The following is a 23,087-nucleotide window of genomic DNA, read 5'->3' on the forward strand; positions in this document are numbered from 1 at the left end:
GCACGTTAACGTTCTGTTTCCAGCGTCGCTGCGTGTATTTCTTTATTAATGTACTGCTCAATTTTATTCTCTGCATTCAGCACCGCTATTTTAGGCTGCCACGAAGCAGCCTGTTCTTCTTCTATCATCGTATAGGCGATAATGATTACAGTGTCGCCCGGCTGCACAAGGCGTGCTGCTGCCCCGTTAAGACAGATGGTGCCTTCGCCCCGAGGTCCGGTTATAACATACGTTTCGAAACGTTCTCCATTGTTATTATTTACGATCTGCACTTTTTCGTTTTCCAGCAGATCGACGCTTTCCATTAATTCTTCATCAATCGTGACGCTGCCGACATAATGAAGGTTCGCTTCGGTTACTGTGGCCCGGTGCAGCTTTGATTTCATCATTGTTCTATACATGGCTCTTCTCCTTTTTTCCTGTCTGAACGTAAGGGGATACTGCTGGTACCGTTATATTGTCGATAAGCCGCGCTTTATTAAAATAAACTGCGCAGGCAATCACCCACATTTCACTTGTAGTATCCGATGGATCAAGAGAAGGAAAAGGCAGCGCCTCCACGTAGTCAATGCGTCCCGTCGTATGTGTGGTTAGATGCTCTTTTACAGCAGCCACTGTCTTCTGCGGCAGTTCACCGTTCTCCCAGAGCGTCCCGGCTTTTGTCAGAGCTGTATAGATGTGGGCCGCTTCCTGCTTTTCGCTGCTGCTTAAATACACATTGCGGGAACTTCTGGCCAGGCCTGATACTTCTCTTACGGTATCACAGATAATTAACTCTGTGTCCAGATGATAGTCACGAATCATATTTATCAGCACGGCTGCCTGCTGAATGTCTTTTCTGCCAAAATAAGCACGATCAGCCGGAACAATATGCAGTAGTTTATTAACGACAGTGGCCACCCCGTCAAAATGGCCCGGCCGGCTTTTTCCACAGAGTACATCGGCCCCTTTTTTCACATGGATCACCGTCGTCATCGGGCGGGGGTACATTTCCTGAACGGACGGCAGAAACAAGAGGTCCACCCCATGCTTATCGGCTGCAGCGATGTCTTCTTGTTCAGACCGCGGATACGCCTCCAGGTCTTCGTTCGGACCGAACTGCAGGGGATTTACAAATATACTGGCCGCAGTGTATTTATTTTCTTCAGCCGAGCGTTTAAAAAGGGATGTATGCCCTTCGTGCAGAGCACCCATCGTAGGAACAAATCCGAGCGAATGGCCCTCTGCTTTCAGCCGGCTGACTTCTGATTTCATTTCCTGGATCGTACGGATTATTTTCATATGCCGGCACCTGTTGTTACTTTTTCCAGAATAGCTGTGGGCATCGTAAACGTATGGGACGCATCAGGAAACGAGCGCTCCTTTACTTCTTTTACATAATCCGCAAGCCCCGTATGAATGGATGGTTCCAGTTCAACAAATGCTTTGACAAAAGAGGGTACGTGCCCGTTTCCTATACCGAGAGCATCATGGTACACAAGCACCTGTCCATCCGTTTGGCTGCCGGCTCCGATTCCGATAACCGGGATAGAAAGGATGGATGTAATGTACGCTGCTAATTCACCGGGAACACACTCGAGTACAAGAGCAAAAGCCCCGGCCTGCTCCACCTGCTTTGCGTCTTCAATTAAGCGCGAGGCTGATTCTTCACTTTTCCCCTGTACTTTATAGCCTCCAAGCACAGCAAACGACTGCGGCGTTAATCCGAGATGGGACATGACGGCTACGCCTCCTTCTGTAAGAGCGGCAATCAAAGGAACAAATGCTCCGGCTCCTTCGATTTTTACAGCATCCGCTCCGCCGTCCTGAATCGTACGTCTTACGGCCGACACGGCTTCACCACGGCTTCCGCTGCAGCTTAGAAAAGGCATATCCGTGACGGTAAAAACATCAGGTGCCCCGCGTTTCACCGCCCGCGTATGCAATATCATATCATCTACTGTGACGGGCACCGTCGACGTGTATCCATGGATGACCATCCCTGCAGAATCTCCAACTAACAGCAGATCCATTTCTGCCTGCGCGCAGGCAGCAGCTGATGGGGCATCGTATGCGGTCATCATCGCTATCGGGATATGTTTCTGTTTTAACTTTCGTAATGTTGATGTGGTATGCATGCTAATCTCTCCTCCTAATTTATAGGGAGAAGGATGAAATACAAGGTTCATCAAGTAATTATGCTTTCATCTTTCTCCGTCCCTGTCCATTGCCGGATCAAGGCAGACCAATCATTCGTCGTATCGGGCAAGCGGTACAGTTCGATAAAATCGATACTGTCCTTAAACGTTGAAGATGCATTTAGTATATCAAATTTTATTAAGAACTGCGCTATTCATGAATGTCTGCACTGTAAATATATTCTATTTTTCCGTCCTGCGTTTCAAGAAGAAGTACGCCGTCTTTTGTAATGCCTTTGGCAAGTCCGTGCATTGTTTTTTTCGAAGTGACTGCTGTAATTTGTTTTCCAATGGTAACAGCCAGAGACTCCCATTTTTCACGCACAGGGCCAAATCCTTCATCGAGCATTTTAAAATACCAGTATTCATATTCTTTTAATATTTCTGCGAGCAGCCGGGCCCGATTGTAGAGCTGATTTCCCTCTAATGCAAGCGAAGTTGCACGGTCCTGGATGTCCTCTGGAAAGTCCTCTGTTTTCTGATTAATGTTTAAACCGAAACCAACGATCACCGCGTGGATCTGATCAGGATCTGACTGCATTTCAATGAGAATTCCTGCTATTTTTTTATCCGCAATTAATAAATCGTTCGGCCATTTAATATCCACAGGAAGACCGGTTACTTTTCTTACTCCTTCTGCAATAGCGACAGCTGTTAACAGCGTGAGTTGAGGGGCCTGCTGCGGAGGAAAGGAAGGACGCAGAATCAGGCTGCACCAGAGTCCGGTTCCTTTTGAGGAGTGAAAGGGCCTGCCCAGCCGCCCCTTTCCTTTCAGCTGCTCTTCTGCCACCACAATGGTTCCTTCCGGCGCCGCTTCTCTTGCCGCTTCATGAGCGGGAATCTGGGTCGAATCCACTTGATCAAACGAATGAATAACCCGGCCGAACGCTTTAGTCTCCAAATGGGCGTTGACTTCGTCAGCGGTTAAGGAGTTGGGAGTATATTCGATTTGATAGCCTTTTTTCGTTACCGCATTTATTTTATAGCCTTTTTTTCGCAGTTCTTCGATATGCTTCCATACGGCCGTTCTGGATATTCCCAGCTTATCGCTTATTTCCTGTCCGGAAACAAAAGAACTGCCCGATTCATTTAACAATGCCAACAGCTTATCCCTCACTATTTTCCCTCCCTCTTTTTGTTGTATAAATACCGGCTTCCTTCAAAAGTGTATGTTTTTCGTTGGCGATTTCCCCAGTTACTACTTTTCTTTCCAAAAAACGAAGCAGGCTGCCATAACAGGAAGACGAAAGCTCTGGAAACTGCTTTTGAATATCTTTTCCGTTTACGGCTAGATCTCTGATTGATTGTATAGGAACGGCGTTCAACCGGCTGTCAAATACTTTTAGTTCCTGTTCATCCGGAGTATACTGATACTTCCATTGATGCAGCGTATAGCCGCGTACGGCCTGCTCGCGTCCTAGTGTATAAAGAGTGTACAGATCCTGCTTGTACCCTGGATCTTTTACTGCCTCCAAAAGCCGTCGGATTTGTTTTTTCTGCTGGTTGGAAAACGGCCAGCTTCCTAAAATCACCGATCCCGCCTCTCCATACAGCATAAGAAACAGACCCGTCCAGCGCAGGAGTTCATCGTCTAATTTTTCACTCGGGTATCTCCATAAACAAAGCGGATGCGATCGAATCATCCCGGGAAAAAACTGAAACACCCGGAATTCATCTGCTTTTTGAAGCGCACTGGCTGCAAATCTGCCTTCAAGAAGAAGCGAACATTCTTCTTTTATGCGTTCAACAGCTGTTTCCTGCAGAGTTTCTGTCTCCTTTTTACAGACATGTTCTGTGGCGGTATCTATACGCCAGCCGAACTGGGCTTTAAATCGAAGCGCCCGCAGAATCCGAAGCGGATCTTCCTGTACACTGCGGGATAAATCAACGGCTTTAATTAAACCGGACCGAACAGCACTTATGCCATCGAACGGGTCCAACAGCTCTCCATCTGCATCAACCGCCATCGCATTGCATGTAAAATCCCTGGAAGACAAATCCTCGTGGATGCCCGCGCCTTTCAACTCTGTTAACTCATAAACATGTCCCCCGCGCCTAATAATAATCGTTTCATGCCTGTTGGACATACGGTGTGCTTTGCCGAACTTGCTTTTTACTTCCCGGGCGGAAGCATCCACTGCTATGTCGATATCCCGGGGGATAGAATCCCAGCCATTTTTCACCCAGTCTCTTACGCATCCCCCGGTCAGCCAGCCTGTTATACCCCGCTTCTTTAATAACGAAAGAAACGCTGCTGCTTCGTTATAAACGTTCTCCATCAGCAAGCACCCTTTTGTACACGTCTTCGTATTGCTGGACGATTTTTAATGCTGAGAATTCTTCATTGGCACGCTTTTTTGCTTCACTGGAAAAAGATTGAAACGTATCGCGCCCTGCCATGATCTGCAGGGCTGCCTTTCCTGCCGCTTCCGGATCTGCTGCCGGAACGATCAAGCCTGAGCGGCCGTCTTCGATTACTTCCGGAATGCCGCCCACATCGGTTCCCACTACAGGAACCCCGCACGCCATTGCTTCTAAAGCAGCCAGTCCAAAGCTTTCTTTTTCTGATAATAAAAACATCACGTCCGACATATATAAAAAGTCGGATATATTCTTCTGATTCCCTAAAAAAAGAACGGACTCCGCGATGCCAAGTTTTTCTGCGAGCTGCCATGCTTTATTCAGATCCGGTCCATCTCCAAGCATCAGCAGGGTAGCTTTTTGTTTCAGCTGCACCGTATAAAATGCTTTAATAACATCCTTGACCCGTTTGACCGGACGGAAGTTAGAAATATGAATCAGCACTTTATTGTCTTCAGGAATTTTGTACTCCTGTTTCCACCATTGTCTGCTGTGTTCCTGAACGGCATCGGTATGATCAATAAAATTATATATACAGTCAATCGGCGCTTTAATGCCAAGCATATCTTTTGTCTGCTGGGCGAGCGACCGCGACACGGCTGTGACAGCATCTGATTTTTCTATTGCATAATAAATAGATTCTTTCAGTGAAGCATCGTTTGCAAGGACCGTGATGTCGGTTCCATGAAGCGTTGTTACTACCTTTAATCCAGTCTGGGCCATGTCTTTAGCCAGCAGAGCACAGACCGCATGAGGCACAGCATAGTGCACGTGAAGAATATCCAGCTTTTCCCGTTTGGCGACTTCTGACATTTTACTTGCCAGCGTTAAGGTATAAGGAGGATATTGAAACACTTCATATTGATTTACTTCCACCTCATGATAATAAATATTCGGGTATGTTTTATTCAGGCGGAACGGCATACTTGTTGAAATAAAATGAACCGTATGCCCTCTTTCTGCCAGTTGTTTTCCAAGTTCTGCTGCAACGACTCCTGATCCGCCTACTGTCGGATAGCAGGAGATACCAATATTAAGTTTCATTCTTCTTTCCTTCCTGGCAGTTCATTTAATAGTACGGGTGAATAAGGAGTGAAAGCTTCTGCATAGGAAACAGAAGCCTGCTTGCCCATAAGAAGATCACGTGCCCGCACGGATTCAATATACATGCTTGTAAGCGGTGTCTGTACACTTTCTTCGCCTAAAATAAATTGACTTTCATAGCAGAGCAGTGCCTTTTCTTTAACCTGTTGAACGTTTGAAATATCTAAATAGAAGCCGGGCCGGTTTATCATTCCGTTTATGCTGTACTGATAGGAATACGGCACGCGCCATGCCTCTCCTCCCGCTTCCGTATATCTGCGGATTCCCGCATCAAACAGTGCCTCTTTTATAATGGTGCCGCACATGATGTGATCCGGATGGCGGTCTTCATGCCAGGGGAAAAATACGAGATCCGGCTGCAGGGAACGGATCAGCGTCACTATTTCTGCATACTCCGGGCTTTCTTTTGTTAATTTCCGATCGGGAAAATTCAGCTGGTACCGCTCTTGTGCCCCAATCACTTCAGCCGCCCGCGCCGCTTCTTTCTGCCTTGTTTTGATATCCCCATTGCTTGAAAGCTCAGCTCTCGTTAACGCACAAAAAGCTACTTTATCGCCTTTTTGAGCATGAAGGGCGGCCGTGCCTCCCATTCCAATTTCTATATCATCCGGGTGGGCGCCAAACGCCAGCAGGGTCAACGAAGCAGCCATTATAAGTCCGCTTTCTTTGGTGCATTACGAAAATCAAGGAGCCCATCTTCGATTCCTTTAATCAGGACTTCCGCTGTAGCCATATTTGTAGCCAGCGGAACACCGTGTACATCACAAAGTCTGAGCAGGGCTGACACATCCGGTTCATGCGGCTGCGCAGTTAACGGATCGCGGAAGAATAAAATACAGTCCATCTCGTTTGTTGCCACAAGGGCGCCGATCTGCTGGTCGCCGCCGATCGGACCAGACTGAAAGCAGTGAACGTCAAGACCTGCTTCTGTCTGGATCCTTTTTCCTGTCGTTCCGGTGGCAAACAGCTGATGTTCCTGCAGTATGCGGCTGTATGCCTGGGCGAATCCGACCATGTCTTCTTTTTTCTTATCGTGGGCGATTAAGGCAATATTCATGTTCGTCCTCCTACATTATGTTTTCTAAACCGTACACGAGCACGTTGTTCTCTACTACATATTCTACAGCCAGCTGAACGCCTGGCATAAAGGATTCACGGTTGATGGAATCATGCTTGATCGTAAGCGTCTGGCCTGCTCCTCCAAACATTACCTGCTGGTGGGCTACAAGTCCCGGCAGCCGGACGCTGTGAATTTTCATTCCGTCTATATCTGCCCCTCTGGCTCCGGCAAGCGATTCGGTTTCTTTTTCATGTCCCTGTTTACGAGGTTCACGATTTTCTTTGATCAATTCAGCTGTTTTGATTGCCGTCCCGGACGGGGCATCCAGTTTACGGTCATGGTGCATTTCCATAATTTCTACATCCGGCATGTAGGCTGCTGCCATTTTGGAAAATTTCATCATCAGAACAGCACCAATAGCAAAGTTAGGAGCAATAACGACCCCAATCTGCTTTTCTTGCGCTTCGCTGCTCAGTTTCTCAATATCGGCTTCTGTAAAGCCGGTTGTGCCTACAACAGGTGCTACACCGTGCATGAGAGCCGCTTCCAAATGCTTTCTGCCGATTTCCGGATTGGTTAAATCGATCAGTACGTCTATTTCATTTTCCTGAAAGCATTCGTGGATGTCAGTATACACCGGTATATCCAATGCCGGCATGCCGGCAATATCCTTTAAGCGGCTTCCATTATTTTTAGAGTCGATAACGGCACGAAGATCAAAATGCTCTGTCCGGTCTGCAAGCTTCACTGCTTCTTGTCCCATATTGCCGCGCGGGCCTGCTACAGCTATACGTATATGTTTTGTCATCAATCATTCTCTCCCTGTTCTTTTTTTGTCCAACGATCTGCATCCCGTGATTGAAATTTATCCATAACGAGATCAAATGCTTCATCCAGATCAATATGTAAAGAGTTTGCAAAGCATATTAATACAAATAGGATATCTCCCATTTCCTGTTCCATTGAATTTTCCTGTTCCTCTTTCTTTTTGGGCTTTTCCCCATAGGAATGGTTGACTTCCCGGGCCAGTTCGCCGGTTTCTTCACTTAATCGGGCCATCATGGCAAGCGGGCTGAAGTACCCCTCTTCAAACTGGCCGATATAGCGGTCTACTTCCTGCTGCATGTCCTGTATCGTCTTTTTACTCATTTGGTTATCCGCCTCCTGCTGATATCGTATCTGATTCCCTGCTTATTGACAATCCGAAACAAATTGTCTCCGGGTGCCTCTTCGCTTATACTGGTAAAGGCTGATGGAATAAAGGAGGAAATCTCGATGAAAACGAGCACGCATTTGACTAACATTGCTTTTGTTATTTTCGGCTCTGCCGTGATGTCTTTTGGACTTGTCTATTTTAACATGGAAAACAATCTCGCTGATGGCGGGCTGACTGGTATTGCATTAATTTTATATTTTATGTTCAACATAGATCCCGCCTGGTCAAACCTTATATTGAATATTCCGCTTCTATTTATCGGCTGGAAAGTACTCGGCCGGGTCGTATTCGTCTATACTATTATCGGCACGTTCAGTATCTCCTTATTTTTATGGCTCTTTCAGCGCTTCCCTCTCGTTCATCTTCCCCTCGCGGAAGATTTGACGCTTGCTGCCTTGTTTTCCGGGGTTCTTGTCGGTTCCGGCCTGGGCATTGTTTTCCGCTTTGGAGGTACGACGGGAGGGGCTGACATTTTGGCCAAAGTAGGCTTCCGCTATTTCGGGTGGAGCATGGGCCGGACACTGTTTTTATTTGATGCCGCTGTTATTACGAGCTCACTTGTTTATTTAAACTACCGGGAGGCTATGTATACGCTTGTGGCTGTTTTTGTTGCTGCAAAGGTCATTGACTTTATCCAGCAGGGGGCATACTCTGCGAAAGCATCGTTTATTATATCGGATTATACAGAAGAAATATCTGCTGCCATTACGAAAGAGATGGGCCGCGGTGGAACAATGCTTAAAGGGACAGGATCTTTTACCGGATCCGATAAACAGGTGCTGTATTGTGTCATCGGCCGTAATGAACTCGTCCGGCTTAAAAACCTGGTGGAAAACATCGATCCGCATGCCTTTGTGACCGTAAACGACGTGCAGGACGTGATTGGTGAAGGATTTACGCTGGATGAAAACAAAAAGCCGATTCATATTTCATAGCTCTAAACAGAAGGAAAGCCGAGAAGATCTCTCTTCTCGGCTTTTTTCTATACTGTTTATTAGTCGTCCATCATAAAATACATGGCGATGAATCGCACAAGTTCCAGGACAGCGACTAGTGCTGCGGCTACATACGTTAATGCAGCGGCATCAAGTACTTTTTTTGTTTCTTTTTCTTCGTTGTTTTTTATAATTCCAGTACTGACAACCTGGGTCATTGCCCGGCTGCTGGCATTAAATTCGACCGGAAGTGTAACCACTTGAAACAGGACAGCTGCACTCATGAATACAATACCGGCGAGCAGCATACCCTGTGACTGTAGAAGCACACCGGCAATAATAAAGATAAACGAAAAGTTTGATCCTGTCGTAGCGGCAGGTACCAGCTTGCTGCGGACACGAAGGAAAGCATAATCTTCTGCATCCTGAATCGCATGGCCGACTTCATGGGCTGCGATCGCCTGGGCCGCTACTGTACGTTTGTTGTAGTTCCCTTCAGAAAGACGCACTACTTTTTTACTTGGATCATAATGATCGGTAAGCTTGCCTTTTACTGGCTCTACTCTCACATCGTATATACCATTTTCATGTAAAATCCGCTGCGCTACTTCCGCACCCGTCATCCCGGACGAGTTCGGCACGTTGGAATATTTCTTGTACGCTCGTTTTACCTTTGCCTGTGCCCAAAGGGGAATTCCCATCAGCAGCAGGAAGTAAATAATAAATGCACCTATTCCCATAGTGTCTTTGACCCCTCCATAATTAGTGTATACATTAATTTTATGTAAAACGTCAAAGAAAGTCAATCACTACGCTTTAAAGGTTTTGACGATTATATGACAACGCTGGCGCAGGCTTACATGGGACTCATCGTTTTTCTTCGGTTCCGCACGCCGAAGAAATACACAGCTCCGACAGATAGCATACCCAGCCAAAACGTAAAATACCCGATATGGGAGATGTACTCGCTTAAGGCCGGGGATAACCAGGGATACATCCCGTACACATAGTCAATAATATCGTTATGGACCGTCCAAACTGCCGCCACTGAAAGGTGCCAGGCTTTGATCCGGTAAAAAGGCATATATAAAAATGCCTGTAACGCCATACCTGCATGGGAGGCGATGAGCATATAGTGCTGCCATTCAAGGGCCCCGCCGGAAAGGCCGGCTGCGGTATTCATCACTACCGCCCATATTCCGTATTTAATAAGCGTAACGGCAGCAAGTGCTTCTATCAGCCCATTCTGTTTTCGAATAATAAACAAGAATAAGACAAAACAAAAAAACAAGCTTGCCGTCGGGCTGTCCGGGACAAAGGGAAGAAATATAGGAGGGGTTGCCGCCAGTTGATATGCGTACCAGTAATACCCATAGAGCGTCCCGAACACATTAATTGTAAGCAGTATCCATAGTACTGGAGAATAGGTCATCCACCGGAGAAAAATCATATAGTCCCTCTTTCCAATAGCATTTTTTCCATACAAAATCGTCCTATAAACGATATCGTTTACAGGACGATGATGTCAATGCTTTATTCTTCTTCTTCTTCGCCCTCTTCTCCGCCTTCTTCCCCACCTTCAGGGTTTCCACCGGAAGCGATATATTCAGCAAGCGTCTGAAGATCTTCATCGCTGCCTTCAAATTGATCTGCCGGCATTTCACCAATACCATTAACTGCGATATCTGCTACACCTTCTGCATCATAAGGTACATCAAATATAGGCGGTCCGGCAGCACCTGAACCCTGCAGCTGATCGCCGTGGCAGCCAATACAGCCCTGCTCCGAGTATATTTCATACCCGGCAGCTTCCATATCGACACTTTCCGCGGCTTCCATTTCCTCTTCATCAAGCATTTCGCCCTGCGCTTCCGCTTCTTCCCAATCGTGGCTGTCTACTGATTCCCACGTGAGATAAACAGTGGCCAGCACACCCAGCACCATTAATGAAGTAGCAATAGGACGTTTAGAAGCTCTGCGCTCCGGTCCTGTATCCAGCCATGGTGCCAGCAGAAGTGCTCCAAAAGCCAGTCCCGGAATAACAACGGCGCCAATAACAGTAAGTTGTCCAGAAGCGTATTCGTATTTTAACAGCTGGTACAAAAACAGGAAATACCAGTCAGGAAGCGGTATGTAGCCTGAATCCGTAGGATCAGCCAGCCTTTCCAGCGGAGCCGGATGAGCAATAGTTAAACATAAGAATCCGATAAGGAATACGGCACCAACGAGCCACTCCTTAAGAAGGAAGTTTGGCCAGAAAGCTTCCGTATTTCCTGGAAACTCCGAATAGTCTTTTGGGATATTCGGTTTTTTATTGTCAGGCACACGGGAGTCTCCGACAAATTTCATGCCTTTTCCTCTATGCATCGTTTATATCCCCCCAATCAATATATTCTTCACTGTCCTTTACAATGGACCAGAAATACCTTGTTTTCTAATCATAATAAAGTGGGCAGCCAGCAATCCGAGCAGTGCACCCGGCAGGAAGAATACATGAATGGCAAAAAACCTGGTTAATGTCTGCGCCCCAATAATATCAGGATCTCCCGCCAGCAGTGTCTTCGTCAGTTCCCCAACGATAGGAACACTCTCTGCGATTTCAAGTCCAACAACTGTTGCAAAATAAGCTTTCATATCCCAGGGAAGAAGATACCCTGTAAAGCCCAGTCCAAGCATAACGAAAAATATAAGTACACCAACTACCCAGTTTAATTCACGGGGCTTTTTATAAGATCCGGTAAAAAAGACACGCAGAGTGTGAAGAAACATCATAACAATGACGAGACTCGCTCCCCAGTGGTGCATCCCCCGGACAATTACTCCAAATGCCACTTCCCCCTGGAGGTAACGAACGGATTCATACGCATTTACAATATCTGGAACATAATACATTGTTAAAAACATACCGGATAAGATCTGAATCACAGTAATAAAAAAGGTAAGGCCGCCGAAACAGTATACAAAAGCGGAAAAATGATGGGCCGGGTTGACGTGCTCCGGCACTTCATGGTCCGCTATGTCCCTCCACATAGGAGTGATATCGAGACGGTCGTCTACCCAGTCGTACACGCGCTGCAACATATGTAATTCACCCCCTATATTTGTGGTTCTGCTGTACCTAAGTAAACTGTGCCGTCCCGTACTTCTGTTACAAACTTATGAAGCGGCTCTGTAGGCGGTGTTCCCGCTACATTGGTTCCGTCTTTTTCAAAACGGCCGAAATGACAAGGGCAGAAGTACTGTCCCGGGTAATCTTCATTGGCATCCCAGTTGACCGTACATCCTAAATGCGTACAGGTAGGTGAAAGTGCAACGATATCGTCCCCTTCTCTGTAAATCCATGCAGTTTCAGTAACTTCTGACTGATACCATGCATCGACCTGCTCGAAGGAAAAGTCAAACCGCTGCGGCTCTTCCGTTAAATCCGCCAGTTCAGCAACCGCGTACATATCGCTTTCCGCCCCCGCTTTCAAAATCGGGTCTACTGCAAATCTCGCCATAGGCAGTATCACTCCTGCCGCCATAAATCCGCCAACTCCAGTAAGCGTGTATGTAAGAAACTGGCGCCTGGATACATTATGCTTTTTTTCACTCAATCTATTTCCCTCCCCCATTTAAAAAGAAATAAAGCCCTTACAAAACAAACGAAAAAAAGAAACATCATTCTGCTTTTTTGTTTTGTTATTGCAGAGACACGCCTTTAAAGGCAGAACTACACCATTTTCGTAACCTGGTTCGTTAACTATAGTATAACAGAAAACAATCCCTCTTTCCTGTCTTTCTGGATAAAAAGAAAGCTGGGATACATTTATAATATCCCAGCTTTTAACTATATGTCAACGTTGTCTCCAAACCGCGTTAAAACGCGCCGGTTATTCGTTCCATTTCATTGTAAGCAGGGGCAGCAGTTGTTTCATCTGCTCTGAAATAATTTGTTTTTTATAAGAACTTTCCAGGTTTTCAAAAGGCACAAACGGCATCCATAAAAGCATCCCGTCCAGGTTTTTTTCCACCTGTTTCCAACTGGCATCCGACGTGACAAATATAATATGGGAAAAGCCGCCCTGCTTCGCCTCTTCTATCCATTTCTGGATTTCCGGCACCTGCTCTTCCACCGATTCTTTTTTTAAATAAGGAAAGGCGGGAGAGAGCATGATCCTGCCTTTGAACTGCTTTTCTATTTCCCAGGTTAATGCTTCTACAAATTCCTGCATCGAGGCACTTTGTTTTATTTCGTCTGTAAATGATACAGGCTGCAGAGGCAGCAGCAGTGTATCTATATATTGTTTTTCCCTGTGAAAAACGGTCACATCATCTGCGGTCCATTTCAATACAAACCCTCCTATTATTCCTGTTCCAGCTCCTCAAGTCTAAGCACTGCCGCCTGATTATCCGGCTCTTCTAAAAGAAGCTGCTTCCACATCATAATCGCTTTGTCTTTATAACCCATCTCCAAAAGCAGTGCCGCGTATTCATCAAGAAACACGGTGTTTTCTTTCAGTTCAGGATAAATTTTTTCAAATAGAGCAAGTCCTTCTTCCAGATCATCTCTGCCTGCATATGCTCTGGCTTTATTCCAATCAAACAATACATCTGTTTCTCCAAGATTCTGGAGGTGCTCAGCCAGATCAATCATCTGGTCATATTCATCATTTTGATGCCACATAGAAAATAAAACGGAGGCTGCTTCTGCATTAGCCGGGTTCAGAGCAAGCGCTTCTTTTAAATATCCTTCGGCAAGCTCTGTATTTTCAAGAGAGCCTTGGACAATGCCTGCTTCTACATAAAGCTGATCATTAAAATTATCTACTTTCAGCCCTTCCTGAACTGCTTCAAACGCTGCTTCCCATTTCTTCTGATGCTTGTAGGCCTGAATTAAATAAGGGTATAAAGAGGCGTATTCATAGTCCATCGCTTTTAGTTCTTCAAATTTCTGTGCTGCCAGTTCATAGTCCTTCACCTGAAGAGCCGTATACGCATAACCGAACAGCGCGTTCATTTCACGCTTTTCTTCCAGGCCCGTTTTGTAATATTTCATGGCATCTTCAAACTGGCCGGTAGCACTGTAGGCTTCGGCGAGACGTAAAGACAGGCTGCCTTCCGGGTATTGAAAGCCATGCTGTTCTGCCTGTTTTAAATAAGGAATCGACTTGGCAAAATCTCCTCTTTCCAGGTAGTACTCCCCCAGCCCGGCAAGCAGAACCGGCTCTTCCGGTGCTTTCTGCAGCGCCTGCAGAAGCCTTGATTCTGCTACTTCATCAAGTCCCTGCAGCTGATACAAATCAGCCAGCAGCATTTGGGCCTGCAAGAAGTTTTCATCTTTTTCTTTTATTTCCAGCAGCCATTCAATCGCATCTTCCTCCTGGTCGAGGTCAATTGCATTTTCTGCTGCAATTAAATACAGTTCGGTTTCATCAGGGTAATGCTGAATAAGCTCATCAATAATAGGCTTGGACTTATCTGCAAGACCGAGCTCTTCATAAACCTGCAGGATGTCGTATTTTTCCTGGTGTGATGCGGTTTTCTCAAGTGCTTCAAGCTTTTCGAGTCCTTCTTCTACTTTGCCGTTATTTATCATATCGTAAATATTTATTAAATCCACTGGTTTAAAACCCTCCATCGTTCTTTCTGTATTCCTCTTTGCCTCGTATAGTATATCAAATTATACAGTTTAGTTCGACCGGCGCCTTTTATGTAGGAACACGAAAAAAAGACCTGATTCGTAAACGCTTACAAATCAGGTTAGCAAAAAATTGCTATTCAATTGAATGAGTATGGATAGGAGTGGAGAGAAACCATACGCTAACTATATTCTATCAAAAATTTCCATATTGTCAACTCTTTTTAGAAGAAAAACCGCCTGAAAAAAACAGACGGTTTACAAATTATTATTCAGCTAAATACGTATCATATAAGGAATACTGAAGGAATCGGCTTCCCTCTTCCCGGTCTTTTTCCGAACGGAATGTCAGCTGAAGAACACCGGTAATATCTTCTCTGGTTTCCATAATACGAATATTAATAATGCTGATATTATTCTTCGCAAGAATGCCGGTGACATCCGAAATGACCCCCGGATGGTCCGGAACATCTACAAATAAATCATAAAAAGACTGCAGTGCTCCTTTTTCCCGTGTTGGCAGTGTATCGCGAAAACTTTTCGCTTCTGAAAAGTAATCCAGAATGTTGTTGCTGTCTTCTTCTTCTATGAGCAGTTCCATTTTATTCATTTGAACTTTCCAATCAGCAAGAAGCTTCAGGAGCATTTCTTTGTTCTGCAGAAGTATGTCCCGCCACATGATAGGGTTGGCAGATGCAATTCTCGTAATATCCCTGAAGCCTCCGGCTGCCAGCTGGCTTGCCATTCCGTCTTTCTCTCCGGCATCCCGGACCTGGTGGACAAGTCCGGCAGCTATGATATGAGGAAAGTGGCTGATAAGACCGGCCAGCTGGTCGTGCCTCTGCGGCGCCATTTCAATAAATCTTGCCGACGTGCCTTTCAGCCAGTTCTGCAGCTGAATGACCCGATTCATGCCGGTGCCGCTCACGGGTGTCAGTACATAATAAGCGTTCTCGAATAAATGTGGTTTGGCTGCCTGTACCCCGCTTTTATGCGATCCTGCCATAGGGTGGCCTCCGATAAAGGTAACCCCCTGGTCTGCAAAATCTGCTGCTGCGCAGATTTGCTGCTTCGTGCTTCCAACATCGGTAATGATAGCTCCCGGCTTCAGCTCAGTATCCTGAAGCCGTTTTAGTATATTGACGGTTTTTGTTACGGGCACAGCTACGACGATCAGATCCGCTTCTTTCACTCCCGTCTCAAGCGATTCGGCACAGACGTCAATCACACCCAGTGATTTAGCCAGGCGGAGCTGATTTTTGTCTACGTCGACACCCGTTATTTCAGCATGATGTTCTTTTTTTATCGCCAAAGCAATGGAACCGCCTATCAGGCCCATTCCAATGACACTTACTTTTTTATTTGCCACTTTTGTACTCCTTTAAGCGTATCCTTTGTTACTTGGAAGATACGTTGACTTCTTCTAAACAGGCAGCGAATGCTGTCATAAATGCTTTATTTTGTTCTTTTGTCCCTATTGTTACCCTAATTGCTTCCGGAAAGCCAAGTGCCTGACCGGATCGGACGATAAACCCTTTCTTAAGGAGAGCATCAAACATTACATCTCCCGGCACTTTAACGTAAATTAGCAGAAAGTTTGCCTGTGTAGGCAGGTACGTAAGGTTGTGTTTGCTGCAGAATGCCTGCAGTTCTTCCAGCCCTTCTGCATTATCTGCTACACACTGCTTAATATGCTCCTGGTCCTCTAGTGCTTCAATCGCAGCAACCTGGCTTGTTGTCGTTAAGTTGAACGGCGGTCGCACTCTATCCACAAGAGAGATCAGCTCCGCTGAAGCGATTCCGAAGCCTACCCGCAGGGAAGCCATCCCATATGCTTTAGAAAACGTGCGCAGCAGCATTAAATTCGGCGTGTCAGCCAGCATAGACATCGTCTGTGGGTAATCGTCTGCTGTAACATATTCAATATACGCTTCATCCGATACAATCAGCACGTGCTCCGGTACCTGTTCGACAAATTTTCGAAAAGCTGCATCGTTTACATACGTACCGCTTGGATTATTCGGATTGCATACCCATACGATCCGCGTCTGCTCATCGATTGCTTCAAGCATCGCATCGAGGTCATGTACTCCGTCCTGCAGAGGGACTTCCCGAATTTCAGCGCCTTCAATTAACGCGTTGTGTTTATACTGCGAAAAAGAGGGCGTAGCCATCACGGTGTTCGTCGTATGATCAAGAAAGGTACGGCAGAGCATAAGAATCACTTCATCGGAACCTGCTCCAAATACGAGCTGCTCCCCTTTCACTCCAAGAAAATCAGCTGTTTTTTTACGCAGTGCCGCAGCATAGCCGTCCGGGTATATTTCCAGACGGGAAGCGGTTTCTTCAAGCGTATGCTTTACCCGGTCGGAGGCCCCGCGAGGATTTTCATTGGAAGCAAGCTTAGTTACTTCTGAAAGACCAAGCTCTTTTTTTACTTCTTCTATCGGTCTTCCCGGTTGATACGGTGTCATACCGTATATCTGCTTTTTAGCTTTCATTTGGATTCCTCCATTTATTGTTGGTGGGAGGAAGGGACCGCTAATAAACCTTCTACATACTGCTGTATGGACTCAAGCGCATCCCTGCGTTTCGCTTCATGCTCTAATTCAGCCTGAAGTCCTTCCACTTTTTTCATAATCGCACTACCAATAATAACCCCATCGGCTGAGCCTTGCAACCTCTTCACCTGCTCGGGGGTGGAAATGCCGAACCCTACGGCAACCGGCACTTCACTGCTCGCTTTTACCTGTTCGATAAAGGTATAGGCTTCAGGAGGAAACTCATCTCTTGTGCCTGTAACGCCCAGGCTCGAGACACAGTATAGAAATCCTTCCGCCTGCGCTGCGATTTTTTCCAGCCTTGTGCTTGAAGTCGGAGCCACAAGAGAAATATTAGCCAGATTTTCTTTTTTAGTTAAGGTGCTTAATTCTTCACTTTCCTCTAGAGGAAGATCCGGAATAAGCACGCCGTCTGCTTCATTTTCTTTCAGCTTTTCTATAAAGGTCTCAATTCCCATTCGCAGGACCGGATTATAGTAGGAAAAAATAATAACCGGAATCGTTAGTCCTCTTTTTCTCATTTCAGGAATTAATTCAATAGCAGCAGTAAGCGACATTCCGTGCTTAAGAGCACGCAGGGCGGAACGCTGCAGGACGGGACCATCAGCCAGCGGATCAGAATAAGGAATTCCCAGCTCCAGTATATGGGCTCCGGCTTTCTGCATCGTCACTGCCAGCTCAATCGTCGTTTCTTTATTTGGGTCCCCTGCCATAATAAATGGAATAAACAGCGGATAGGAGGCGCCTTCAGCGGCCTCCCGGACGGTTTGTCTTGTCATGACTTATCCTCCTGTTCCAATGATTCCTTTATCGTGTTTACATCTTTATCGCCGCGGCCGGAAGCACAGATAACCAGTATTTGATCTTTAGACATCTTTTTCGCCTGGGCAAAAGCCAAATGAAGGGCATGCGCCGTTTCAATCGCCGGAAAAATGCCTTCTGTCCGGGTTAATTCTTTAAGGGCTTCCAGTGCTTCATCGTCTGTTACCGCTTCGTACTGTACCCGGCCGCTTTCAGCAAGATGCGAGTGTTCCGGACCGATGCCCGGATAATCAAGGCCGGCTGAAATAGAATACGGTTCAATAATCTGTCCGTTTTCGTCCTGAATTAGATAGGTAAGGGAACCGTGAATCACCCCTTTTGTGCCTTTGCTGATAGTCGCGGCATGCTGGTTTGTTCCGATTCCCATGCCGGCAGCCTCAGCGCCGTACAGCTCTACATCGTCTTCCAAAAACGGATAAAACATGCCAATGGCGTTACTGCCTCCTCCGACACACGCTACTGCTGCATCAGGCAGGGACTGTTCGATCTTCTGGAGCTGCTGCTTTGTTTCATCGCCGATAATGCGTTGGAAATTGCGGACAACTTTCGGATACGGGTGGGGCCCTACGACAGAACCTATCAAATAAAAAGTGTCTTCTACATTGGATACCCAGTAACGAATGGCTTCGTTTGTCGCATCTTTAAGCGTTTTGCTGCCGGAAAGTGCAGGGACGACTTCTGCTCCGAGCAGTTCCATCCGAAAGACATTCAGCGACTGCCGTCTCATATCTTCTTCTCCCATAAACACTTTGCATTCCAGCCCCATGCGCGCGCAGACGGTCGCCGTAGCCACTCCGTGCTGACCGGCTCCGGTTTCTGCAACTATTTTCTTTTTGCCCATTCTTTTTGCCAGAAGCGCCTGGCCGACGGCGTTATTTAATTTATGCGCGCCGGTATGAAGCAGGTCTTCGCGTTTTAGGTAAATTTTAGCGCCGCCAAGTTTTTCTGTCAGGCGTTCGGCATACGTAAGAGGAGTTGGACGACCGGCAAATTCTTCCAGCGTATGATGGTAATCGTTCATAAATGCTTCATCATTCCATGCTTCTTCAAAGGCCTGTTCCAATTCTTCCAAAGCATACATTAGTGTCTCCGGGACAAATTTCCCTCCAAAAGCCCCGTACCGTCCTTTATCATCTGGATATACTTTACTCATTTTTATATAACCTCTTTTCCAGTTGTCGTACTTTTTCCGGATCTTTTTCTCCACTGCTTTCGAGACCGCTCGAAAGATCAATTCCCCACGGCTCATGGTCCAAAAGCTCCTGCACATTATCAGGCGTTATGCCTCCGGCAATAAACAAAGGCACATTCAGGCGGTTTCCATACTCTATATAACGGCCGGCATGCGACCAGTCAAAGGATTCTCCAGTGCCGCCCCAGGCATGTTTTGCTTTGGCATCAATAACAAACCCATCTACATTATTTAAAAACTGTTCCAGTAACAACAGAGAATTTGGATCATGATGAATAGCTTTCCATATGTCTATATCTGGAAACGCGGTTTTGACGACAGCTGTCTGTTCCGGCGTTTCGGAACCGTGCAGCTGAATGACATCCGGACGGACAGTCTGCACAGCCTTTTTTATCGTATCCATCGTTTCATTCACAAATAAAAACACCACTTTTTTGTCCAGGTCCGGATAATGCTCCAGCCATCCTTTTACTGTATCAGGGGAAACATACCGCCTGCTTTCTGCCATCACAAAGCCGATGTAGGAAGCCTGCGAATCAACGGCTGTCTTCAACCCTGCTTCTGAATGCACGCCGCAGAATTTATATACCGGTTGAGACATCGTTTTCTCCTAACAGCTTTCGCAGCGCCTGTTCCACGTCCGGCTGACGCATCAGCGACTCTCCAACGAGAACGCCGCGCGCTCCTGCCTTTTTTACTTCCAGTACATCTTCATACGTGGCAATACCGCTCTCGCTGACTAAAAGGCTTCCTTCCGGCAGCAGGGCGGATAAATCCCTTGTCGTATCAAGCGACGTGTAAAAGGTTTTCAAATCCCGGTTGTTGATGCCGATAATTTCCGGCTCGAATTCGTCCAGAAGCGCTGTTAACTCATCTTTGGAATGGCACTCCACAAGAACGTCCAGACCGGAGCCTTTTGCTTCTTTATACAATTCATGAAGACGCTTCGGCTTCATTGCTTCTGCAATCAATAGAATGGCATCTGCTCCAATGCGCCGGCTTTCTTCAATCTGCTTTTCATCGATAATGAAATCTTTACGGAGCACCGGCAGGTGAACAGCCTGTTTTACCGACGTAACGTATTCTTTTGCACCTTGAAAATAGGTGACATCCGTTAGCACGGACAGCGCCGCGGCACCTCCTGCTTCGTAGCTTTTAGCAATGCTGACTGGATCAAAATCCTGCCGGATCACACCTTTGGAAGGAGAAGCTTTTTTTACTTCGGCGATGACGCGGATCACACCCTGCTTTGTTTCGAGTGCTTCTTTTAACGAGTAAAAAGGCACCTGCACCCGTTTTTCAAGGGTAATTTCTTTTATCTCCTCTGCTTTTGTAGCAAGAATCTTATCAAGCATGACTTTCTTTAACCCCGCTTTCCTGTAAACGATGAAGCTGTTTTAAAAAGAGTCCATCCTCGAGTGCTGCTTTTGCTTTTTGGTAGCCCTCTTTAATAGAAGCCGATTCATCTGACACATACAAAGCAGCAGCCGTATTCAACAGCAGAATATCGGTGGCGGCACGGCCGGCTTTGTTCGCAAAAATCTTTTCTATTAATGCCGCACTTTCCTCGGCGGTTTCCACCTGTACTTCTTCAATAGAGGCCGATACAGCTCCGATGTCTTCCGGCGTTATCGTATATTCAGAGATCTTTCCATCTTTCAGCTCAGCTACGTACGTTTTTCCGGTGATTGTGATTTCGTCGAGACCATCCGCTCCGGTTACAAGCATGGCCCGCTTAGCTCCGAGGCGCTGCAGCGTTTCGGCCATCTGCAGTCCGGCTTCTTTTTTGAAAACGCCGATGACCTGGGCATCTGCATTTGCCGGATTGGTTAACGGGCCCAGCAGGTTAAAAATCGTACGAAATCCTATTTCTTTCCGGGGTGCGACGGCATGCTTCATGGACACATGGTACAAAGGAGCAAATAAAAACGCCATCTGCTTATCTTTGAGCGAACGGGCCGCTTCTTCCGGGGTGGACTGTACAGAAATATTTAACTTTTCCAGCACATCCGCGCTTCCGCTTTTGGAGGAAACCGAACGATTTCCGTGTTTTGCCACATTAACCCCCATAGAAGATAATCCAATGGCCGCAGCGGTGGAAATATTAAACGTTGAGCTTAGATCTCCTCCGGTGCCGCACGTATCCACTACAAACGGCTGTGTATGGTCAATCTGAATAACGTGTTCCTTCATAGCTCTTGCAAAACCCGTCATTTCATCTACGGTTTCCCCGCGGTAGCGCAATATAGAAAGCAGGCTTGCTATTTGGCTTTCTGTGGCTTCACCTTTCATAATAACGTCCATCGCCTCATAAGCTTCTTCTTCGCTGAGCCTGTTTCCTTCTATACACGAAGCCAGCAGTTTTTTAAGCATCTTGTACCGTCTCCCCTTTCTCATAAAACATTTCCTCGGCCACTTCAATCGCGCGAAGCAGAGCCGCTGCTTTATTCTGTGTTTCTTCATATTCCAGTTCCGGAACCGAATCTGCGACAATACCGGCGCCTGCCTGAATACGGGCTTTTCCTCCTTCTACTACCATTGTTCTAATGGAAATGCAGGAATCAATATTGCCATCGTAGCCTAAATAGCACACCGCCCCGGCATAGATTCCCCGGCGCGTCGGCTCCAATTCTTTTAAAATCTGCATCGCTCTGATTTTGGGCGCACCGGATACGGTACCGGCCGGGAAAGAAGCCTGAAGCGCCTCAATAGGAAGCGTACCGTCTGCAAGGCGTCCTGTTACTTTGGAAATGATATGCATAACGTGGGAAAACCGTCCCACTTCCAAAAGAACCGGTGTCTGCACAGAACCATATTCAGCTACTCTTCCTACATCATTTCTCGCCAGGTCAACGAGCATATAATGCTCCGCTCTTTCTTTTTCATCGGCAAGCAGGTCTTTTTCAAGTGCCAGGTCCTCTTCCTCGCTTTTTCCGCGCTTGCGTGTGCCTGCTATCGGATGAATCTCTACATGTTCATTATCGACCTGTATAAGACGCTCTGGTGAACTTCCGATAACTTCGCGGTCATCCAGCTTCAAATAAAATAAATAAGGGGAGGGGTTAACCATCCGTAGAATCCGGTACAACTGAAATCCGGTCACGTGTATATCCCGCTCAAAACGCTGGGAAAGAACCGCCTGAAAAATGTCGCCGGCTTTTATATATTCTTTAATCGTCCGGACATCTTCCAGAAATTTTTCTTTTTTATAATTAGAGACAACGTTGGAAAAATCAACATCCTGATTAGCATCATATGGAGATAAAAAGGTATCTGCTTTTTTATTTTCCTGCATCAGGGCCATTAAACTCTCCACCGTGTCCCGGGCGTTCTGATAACGGACCGTCGGCTTTTCTTGTTCATTATTTTCGTAATGAACAAAGGAAAGTTCTTTCGTGTCATGGTCAAGGGCAATAATAGTCTCGCAGAATAACAACAGCACGTTGCTGTCGTCTTCGTTTTTACCTATCGGCTCAATGCCGTCCTCGAACTGTTCAATCGTATCGTAGGCTACCACTCCTACTGCACCACCTTTGAAAGGAAGCGAAATTGACGGGATACCGGGATTAATAATCGACAGGCTTTCTTCAAATAAGGCAGCAAGGCTGGCGTTTTCTGCTTTCACCTGCCTGGAGGTTTCCTCCACAAATTGAAACAAGCCGTTTTTTTCCTGGATCCGATAAGATGGATTCAGTCCGATAAAAGAATAACGGGACCAGGAGGATGCCGGGTCTTTACTCTCTAAAATAAAAACAGCCTGTTCTTCAACATTTTTAAATAGTTCAATAGGGGTTAATAAATCTGTGAAAAAAGTACGCACGTAGGGTACAAGCGGATGGCTTTCAGCCTGTTTTTGGAAGGACTCCATCGATGTTTCTGTCATCATAATGCTCCTCTCAAGAACAGAAGTCCGGCAGAAAAGGAGAATGAGGGTGGGTACAGCAAAAAGCGGGCGGGTGTGGCCCGCACGTTCTGCTGCTTATTAGTCATGCTTTTTTGCGGGTCATGGTTCATCTCTGTCTAAGCTCCACTCATCTCT

26 protein-coding genes are annotated in these 23,087 nt (G+C 46.4%); 1 reads left to right on the plus strand and 25 read right to left on the minus strand.

The features are described 5' to 3' along the window. Positions 1-5: 5 nt before the first annotated feature. The 10 genes from panD to AC5W2J_RS05995 form a co-directional block, all read right to left on the minus strand. Complete coding sequence (gene panD / locus AC5W2J_RS05950) at positions 6-401, minus strand: aspartate 1-decarboxylase (protein WP_496058571.1); 396 nt, start codon at positions 399-401, stop codon at positions 6-8. After that, entirely contained in the window at positions 394-1,281 is an 888-nt protein-coding gene (gene panC, locus AC5W2J_RS05955) for a pantoate--beta-alanine ligase (RefSeq protein WP_496058572.1), read from the minus strand. Before panC ends, panD begins: the two co-directional genes overlap by 8 nt. Further along, the gene (panB, locus tag AC5W2J_RS05960) at positions 1,278-2,117 is read right to left on the minus strand and encodes a 3-methyl-2-oxobutanoate hydroxymethyltransferase (RefSeq protein WP_496058573.1); all 840 of its coding nucleotides are present in this window, start codon (positions 2,115-2,117) and stop codon (positions 1,278-1,280) included. Before panB ends, panC begins: the two co-directional genes overlap by 4 nt. Before the next feature lie 211 nt (positions 2,118-2,328). Beyond that, complete coding sequence (locus AC5W2J_RS05965; RefSeq protein WP_496058940.1) at positions 2,329-3,297, minus strand: biotin--[acetyl-CoA-carboxylase] ligase; 969 nt, start codon at positions 3,295-3,297, stop codon at positions 2,329-2,331. Beyond that, positions 3,284-4,456 (minus strand): tRNA nucleotidyltransferase/poly(A) polymerase-related protein, encoded by a 1,173-nt coding sequence (locus AC5W2J_RS05970; protein WP_496058574.1) that lies wholly within the window; start codon positions 4,454-4,456, stop codon positions 3,284-3,286. The genes AC5W2J_RS05965 and AC5W2J_RS05970 overlap by 14 nt, the downstream gene beginning before the upstream one ends. Then, positions 4,440-5,582, minus strand: coding sequence for an N-acetyl-alpha-D-glucosaminyl L-malate synthase BshA (gene bshA, locus AC5W2J_RS05975; RefSeq protein WP_496058575.1), 1,143 nt, complete (start codon positions 5,580-5,582; stop codon positions 4,440-4,442). The genes AC5W2J_RS05970 and bshA overlap by 17 nt, the downstream gene beginning before the upstream one ends. Then, complete coding sequence (gene bshB1 / locus AC5W2J_RS05980; protein ID WP_496058576.1) at positions 5,579-6,292, minus strand: bacillithiol biosynthesis deacetylase BshB1; 714 nt, start codon at positions 6,290-6,292, stop codon at positions 5,579-5,581. The genes bshA and bshB1 overlap by 4 nt, the downstream gene beginning before the upstream one ends. Further along, the gene (locus tag AC5W2J_RS05985) at positions 6,292-6,699 is read right to left on the minus strand and encodes a methylglyoxal synthase (RefSeq protein ID WP_496058577.1); all 408 of its coding nucleotides are present in this window, start codon (positions 6,697-6,699) and stop codon (positions 6,292-6,294) included. The genes bshB1 and AC5W2J_RS05985 overlap by 1 nt, the downstream gene beginning before the upstream one ends. Before the next feature lie 10 nt (positions 6,700-6,709). Beyond that, entirely contained in the window at positions 6,710-7,510 is an 801-nt protein-coding gene (gene dapB / locus AC5W2J_RS05990; RefSeq protein WP_496058578.1) for a 4-hydroxy-tetrahydrodipicolinate reductase, read from the minus strand. Continuing rightward, complete coding sequence (locus AC5W2J_RS05995) at positions 7,510-7,851, minus strand: nucleotide pyrophosphohydrolase (RefSeq protein WP_496058579.1); 342 nt, start codon at positions 7,849-7,851, stop codon at positions 7,510-7,512. Before AC5W2J_RS05995 ends, dapB begins: the two co-directional genes overlap by 1 nt. Before the next feature lie 126 nt (positions 7,852-7,977). On the opposite strand from AC5W2J_RS05995, the gene AC5W2J_RS06000 reads away from it, so the two are divergent. Then, the gene (locus AC5W2J_RS06000) at positions 7,978-8,853 is read left to right on the plus strand and encodes a YitT family protein (protein WP_496058580.1); all 876 of its coding nucleotides are present in this window, start codon (positions 7,978-7,980) and stop codon (positions 8,851-8,853) included. Positions 8,854-8,912: 59 nt separating this feature from the next. Here AC5W2J_RS06000 and AC5W2J_RS06005 read toward each other — a convergent pair whose 3' ends face one another. The 15 genes from AC5W2J_RS06005 to trpE form a co-directional block, all read right to left on the minus strand. Next, a complete protein-coding gene (locus AC5W2J_RS06005; RefSeq protein WP_496058581.1) occupies positions 8,913-9,593 on the minus strand; it encodes a zinc metallopeptidase in 681 nt (226 codons plus the stop codon). Between the two features lie 116 nt (positions 9,594-9,709). Beyond that, positions 9,710-10,303, minus strand: a complete 594-nt coding sequence (gene lhaT, locus AC5W2J_RS06010; RefSeq protein ID WP_496058582.1) for a lipoprotein heptaprenylglyceryl N-acetyltransferase LhaT — start codon at positions 10,301-10,303, stop codon at positions 9,710-9,712. An 83-nt stretch (positions 10,304-10,386) separates the two neighbouring features. Further along, a complete protein-coding gene (locus AC5W2J_RS06015; protein ID WP_496058583.1) occupies positions 10,387-11,220 on the minus strand; it encodes a menaquinol-cytochrome c reductase cytochrome b/c subunit in 834 nt (277 codons plus the stop codon). A 39-nt stretch (positions 11,221-11,259) separates the two neighbouring features. Continuing rightward, positions 11,260-11,934 (minus strand): menaquinol-cytochrome c reductase cytochrome b subunit, encoded by a 675-nt coding sequence (gene qcrB / locus AC5W2J_RS06020; RefSeq protein ID WP_496058584.1) that lies wholly within the window; start codon positions 11,932-11,934, stop codon positions 11,260-11,262. 14 nt (positions 11,935-11,948) lie between these two features. After that, complete coding sequence (locus AC5W2J_RS06025; protein WP_496058585.1) at positions 11,949-12,449, minus strand: QcrA and Rieske domain-containing protein; 501 nt, start codon at positions 12,447-12,449, stop codon at positions 11,949-11,951. A 276-nt stretch (positions 12,450-12,725) separates the two neighbouring features. Continuing rightward, positions 12,726-13,184, minus strand: a complete 459-nt coding sequence (locus AC5W2J_RS06030; protein WP_496058586.1) for a YpiF family protein — start codon at positions 13,182-13,184, stop codon at positions 12,726-12,728. Between the two features lie 14 nt (positions 13,185-13,198). After that, complete coding sequence (locus AC5W2J_RS06035) at positions 13,199-14,473, minus strand: tetratricopeptide repeat protein (protein WP_496058587.1); 1,275 nt, start codon at positions 14,471-14,473, stop codon at positions 13,199-13,201. Positions 14,474-14,741: 268 nt separating this feature from the next. Continuing rightward, on the minus strand, positions 14,742-15,842 hold the full coding sequence (locus AC5W2J_RS06040) for a prephenate dehydrogenase (protein ID WP_496058588.1): 1,101 nt from the start codon (positions 15,840-15,842) through the stop codon (positions 14,742-14,744). 28 nt (positions 15,843-15,870) lie between these two features. Beyond that, a complete protein-coding gene (gene hisC, locus AC5W2J_RS06045; RefSeq protein ID WP_496058589.1) occupies positions 15,871-16,974 on the minus strand; it encodes a histidinol-phosphate transaminase in 1,104 nt (367 codons plus the stop codon). Positions 16,975-16,988: 14 nt separating this feature from the next. After that, positions 16,989-17,813: a tryptophan synthase subunit alpha gene (trpA, locus tag AC5W2J_RS06050; protein WP_496058590.1), complete on the minus strand. Its 825-nt coding sequence runs from the start codon at positions 17,811-17,813 to the stop codon at positions 16,989-16,991. After that, positions 17,810-19,009: a tryptophan synthase subunit beta gene (trpB, locus tag AC5W2J_RS06055; RefSeq protein ID WP_496058591.1), complete on the minus strand. Its 1,200-nt coding sequence runs from the start codon at positions 19,007-19,009 to the stop codon at positions 17,810-17,812. Before trpB ends, trpA begins: the two co-directional genes overlap by 4 nt. Continuing rightward, positions 19,002-19,649, minus strand: coding sequence for a phosphoribosylanthranilate isomerase (locus tag AC5W2J_RS06060; protein WP_496058592.1), 648 nt, complete (start codon positions 19,647-19,649; stop codon positions 19,002-19,004). Before AC5W2J_RS06060 ends, trpB begins: the two co-directional genes overlap by 8 nt. Further along, positions 19,630-20,403, minus strand: coding sequence for an indole-3-glycerol phosphate synthase TrpC (gene trpC, locus AC5W2J_RS06065; RefSeq protein ID WP_496058593.1), 774 nt, complete (start codon positions 20,401-20,403; stop codon positions 19,630-19,632). Before trpC ends, AC5W2J_RS06060 begins: the two co-directional genes overlap by 20 nt. Further along, a complete protein-coding gene (trpD, locus tag AC5W2J_RS06070; RefSeq protein ID WP_496058594.1) occupies positions 20,396-21,421 on the minus strand; it encodes an anthranilate phosphoribosyltransferase in 1,026 nt (341 codons plus the stop codon). The genes trpC and trpD overlap by 8 nt, the downstream gene beginning before the upstream one ends. Beyond that, entirely contained in the window at positions 21,414-22,931 is a 1,518-nt protein-coding gene (trpE, locus tag AC5W2J_RS06075; protein ID WP_496058595.1) for an anthranilate synthase component I, read from the minus strand. The genes trpD and trpE overlap by 8 nt, the downstream gene beginning before the upstream one ends. Positions 22,932-23,087: the final 156 nt, after the last annotated feature.

Source organism: Sinobaca sp. SA16-1 (assembly GCF_059510515.1).

Bases quoted from the DNA above. Each gene is read 5' to 3' on its own strand.
- AC5W2J_RS06000 (WP_496058580.1), top strand. From the start codon at position 7,978: ATGAAAACGAGCACGCATTTGACTAACATTGCTTTTGTTATTTTCGGC.
- trpB (WP_496058591.1), bottom strand. From the start codon at position 19,009: ATGAGTAAAGTATATCCAGATGATAAAGGACGGTACGGGGCTTTTGGA.
- trpA (WP_496058590.1), bottom strand. From the start codon at position 17,813: ATGACAAGACAAACCGTCCGGGAGGCCGCTGAAGGCGCCTCCTATCCG.
- AC5W2J_RS06060 (WP_496058592.1), bottom strand. From the start codon at position 19,649: ATGTCTCAACCGGTATATAAATTCTGCGGCGTGCATTCAGAAGCAGGG.
- AC5W2J_RS06005 (WP_496058581.1), bottom strand. From the start codon at position 9,593: ATGGGAATAGGTGCATTTATTATTTACTTCCTGCTGCTGATGGGAATT.
- panC (WP_496058572.1), bottom strand. From the start codon at position 1,281: ATGAAAATAATCCGTACGATCCAGGAAATGAAATCAGAAGTCAGCCGG.
- AC5W2J_RS05995 (WP_496058579.1), bottom strand. From the start codon at position 7,851: ATGAGTAAAAAGACGATACAGGACATGCAGCAGGAAGTAGACCGCTAT.
- lhaT (WP_496058582.1), bottom strand. From the start codon at position 10,303: ATGATTTTTCTCCGGTGGATGACCTATTCTCCAGTACTATGGATACTG.
- hisC (WP_496058589.1), bottom strand. From the start codon at position 16,974: ATGAAAGCTAAAAAGCAGATATACGGTATGACACCGTATCAACCGGGA.
- trpE (WP_496058595.1), bottom strand. From the start codon at position 22,931: ATGACAGAAACATCGATGGAGTCCTTCCAAAAACAGGCTGAAAGCCAT.
- panD (WP_496058571.1), bottom strand. From the start codon at position 401: ATGTATAGAACAATGATGAAATCAAAGCTGCACCGGGCCACAGTAACC.
- AC5W2J_RS06035 (WP_496058587.1), bottom strand. From the start codon at position 14,473: ATGGAGGGTTTTAAACCAGTGGATTTAATAAATATTTACGATATGATA.
- AC5W2J_RS05985 (WP_496058577.1), bottom strand. From the start codon at position 6,699: ATGAATATTGCCTTAATCGCCCACGATAAGAAAAAAGAAGACATGGTC.
- qcrB (WP_496058584.1), bottom strand. From the start codon at position 11,934: ATGTTGCAGCGCGTGTACGACTGGGTAGACGACCGTCTCGATATCACT.
- AC5W2J_RS05970 (WP_496058574.1), bottom strand. From the start codon at position 4,456: ATGGAGAACGTTTATAACGAAGCAGCAGCGTTTCTTTCGTTATTAAAG.
- bshA (WP_496058575.1), bottom strand. From the start codon at position 5,582: ATGAAACTTAATATTGGTATCTCCTGCTATCCGACAGTAGGCGGATCA.
- trpD (WP_496058594.1), bottom strand. From the start codon at position 21,421: ATGCTTAAAAAACTGCTGGCTTCGTGTATAGAAGGAAACAGGCTCAGC.
- trpC (WP_496058593.1), bottom strand. From the start codon at position 20,403: ATGCTTGATAAGATTCTTGCTACAAAAGCAGAGGAGATAAAAGAAATT.
- panB (WP_496058573.1), bottom strand. From the start codon at position 2,117: ATGCATACCACATCAACATTACGAAAGTTAAAACAGAAACATATCCCG.
- AC5W2J_RS06015 (WP_496058583.1), bottom strand. From the start codon at position 11,220: ATGCATAGAGGAAAAGGCATGAAATTTGTCGGAGACTCCCGTGTGCCT.
- dapB (WP_496058578.1), bottom strand. From the start codon at position 7,510: ATGACAAAACATATACGTATAGCTGTAGCAGGCCCGCGCGGCAATATG.
- bshB1 (WP_496058576.1), bottom strand. From the start codon at position 6,292: ATGGCTGCTTCGTTGACCCTGCTGGCGTTTGGCGCCCACCCGGATGAT.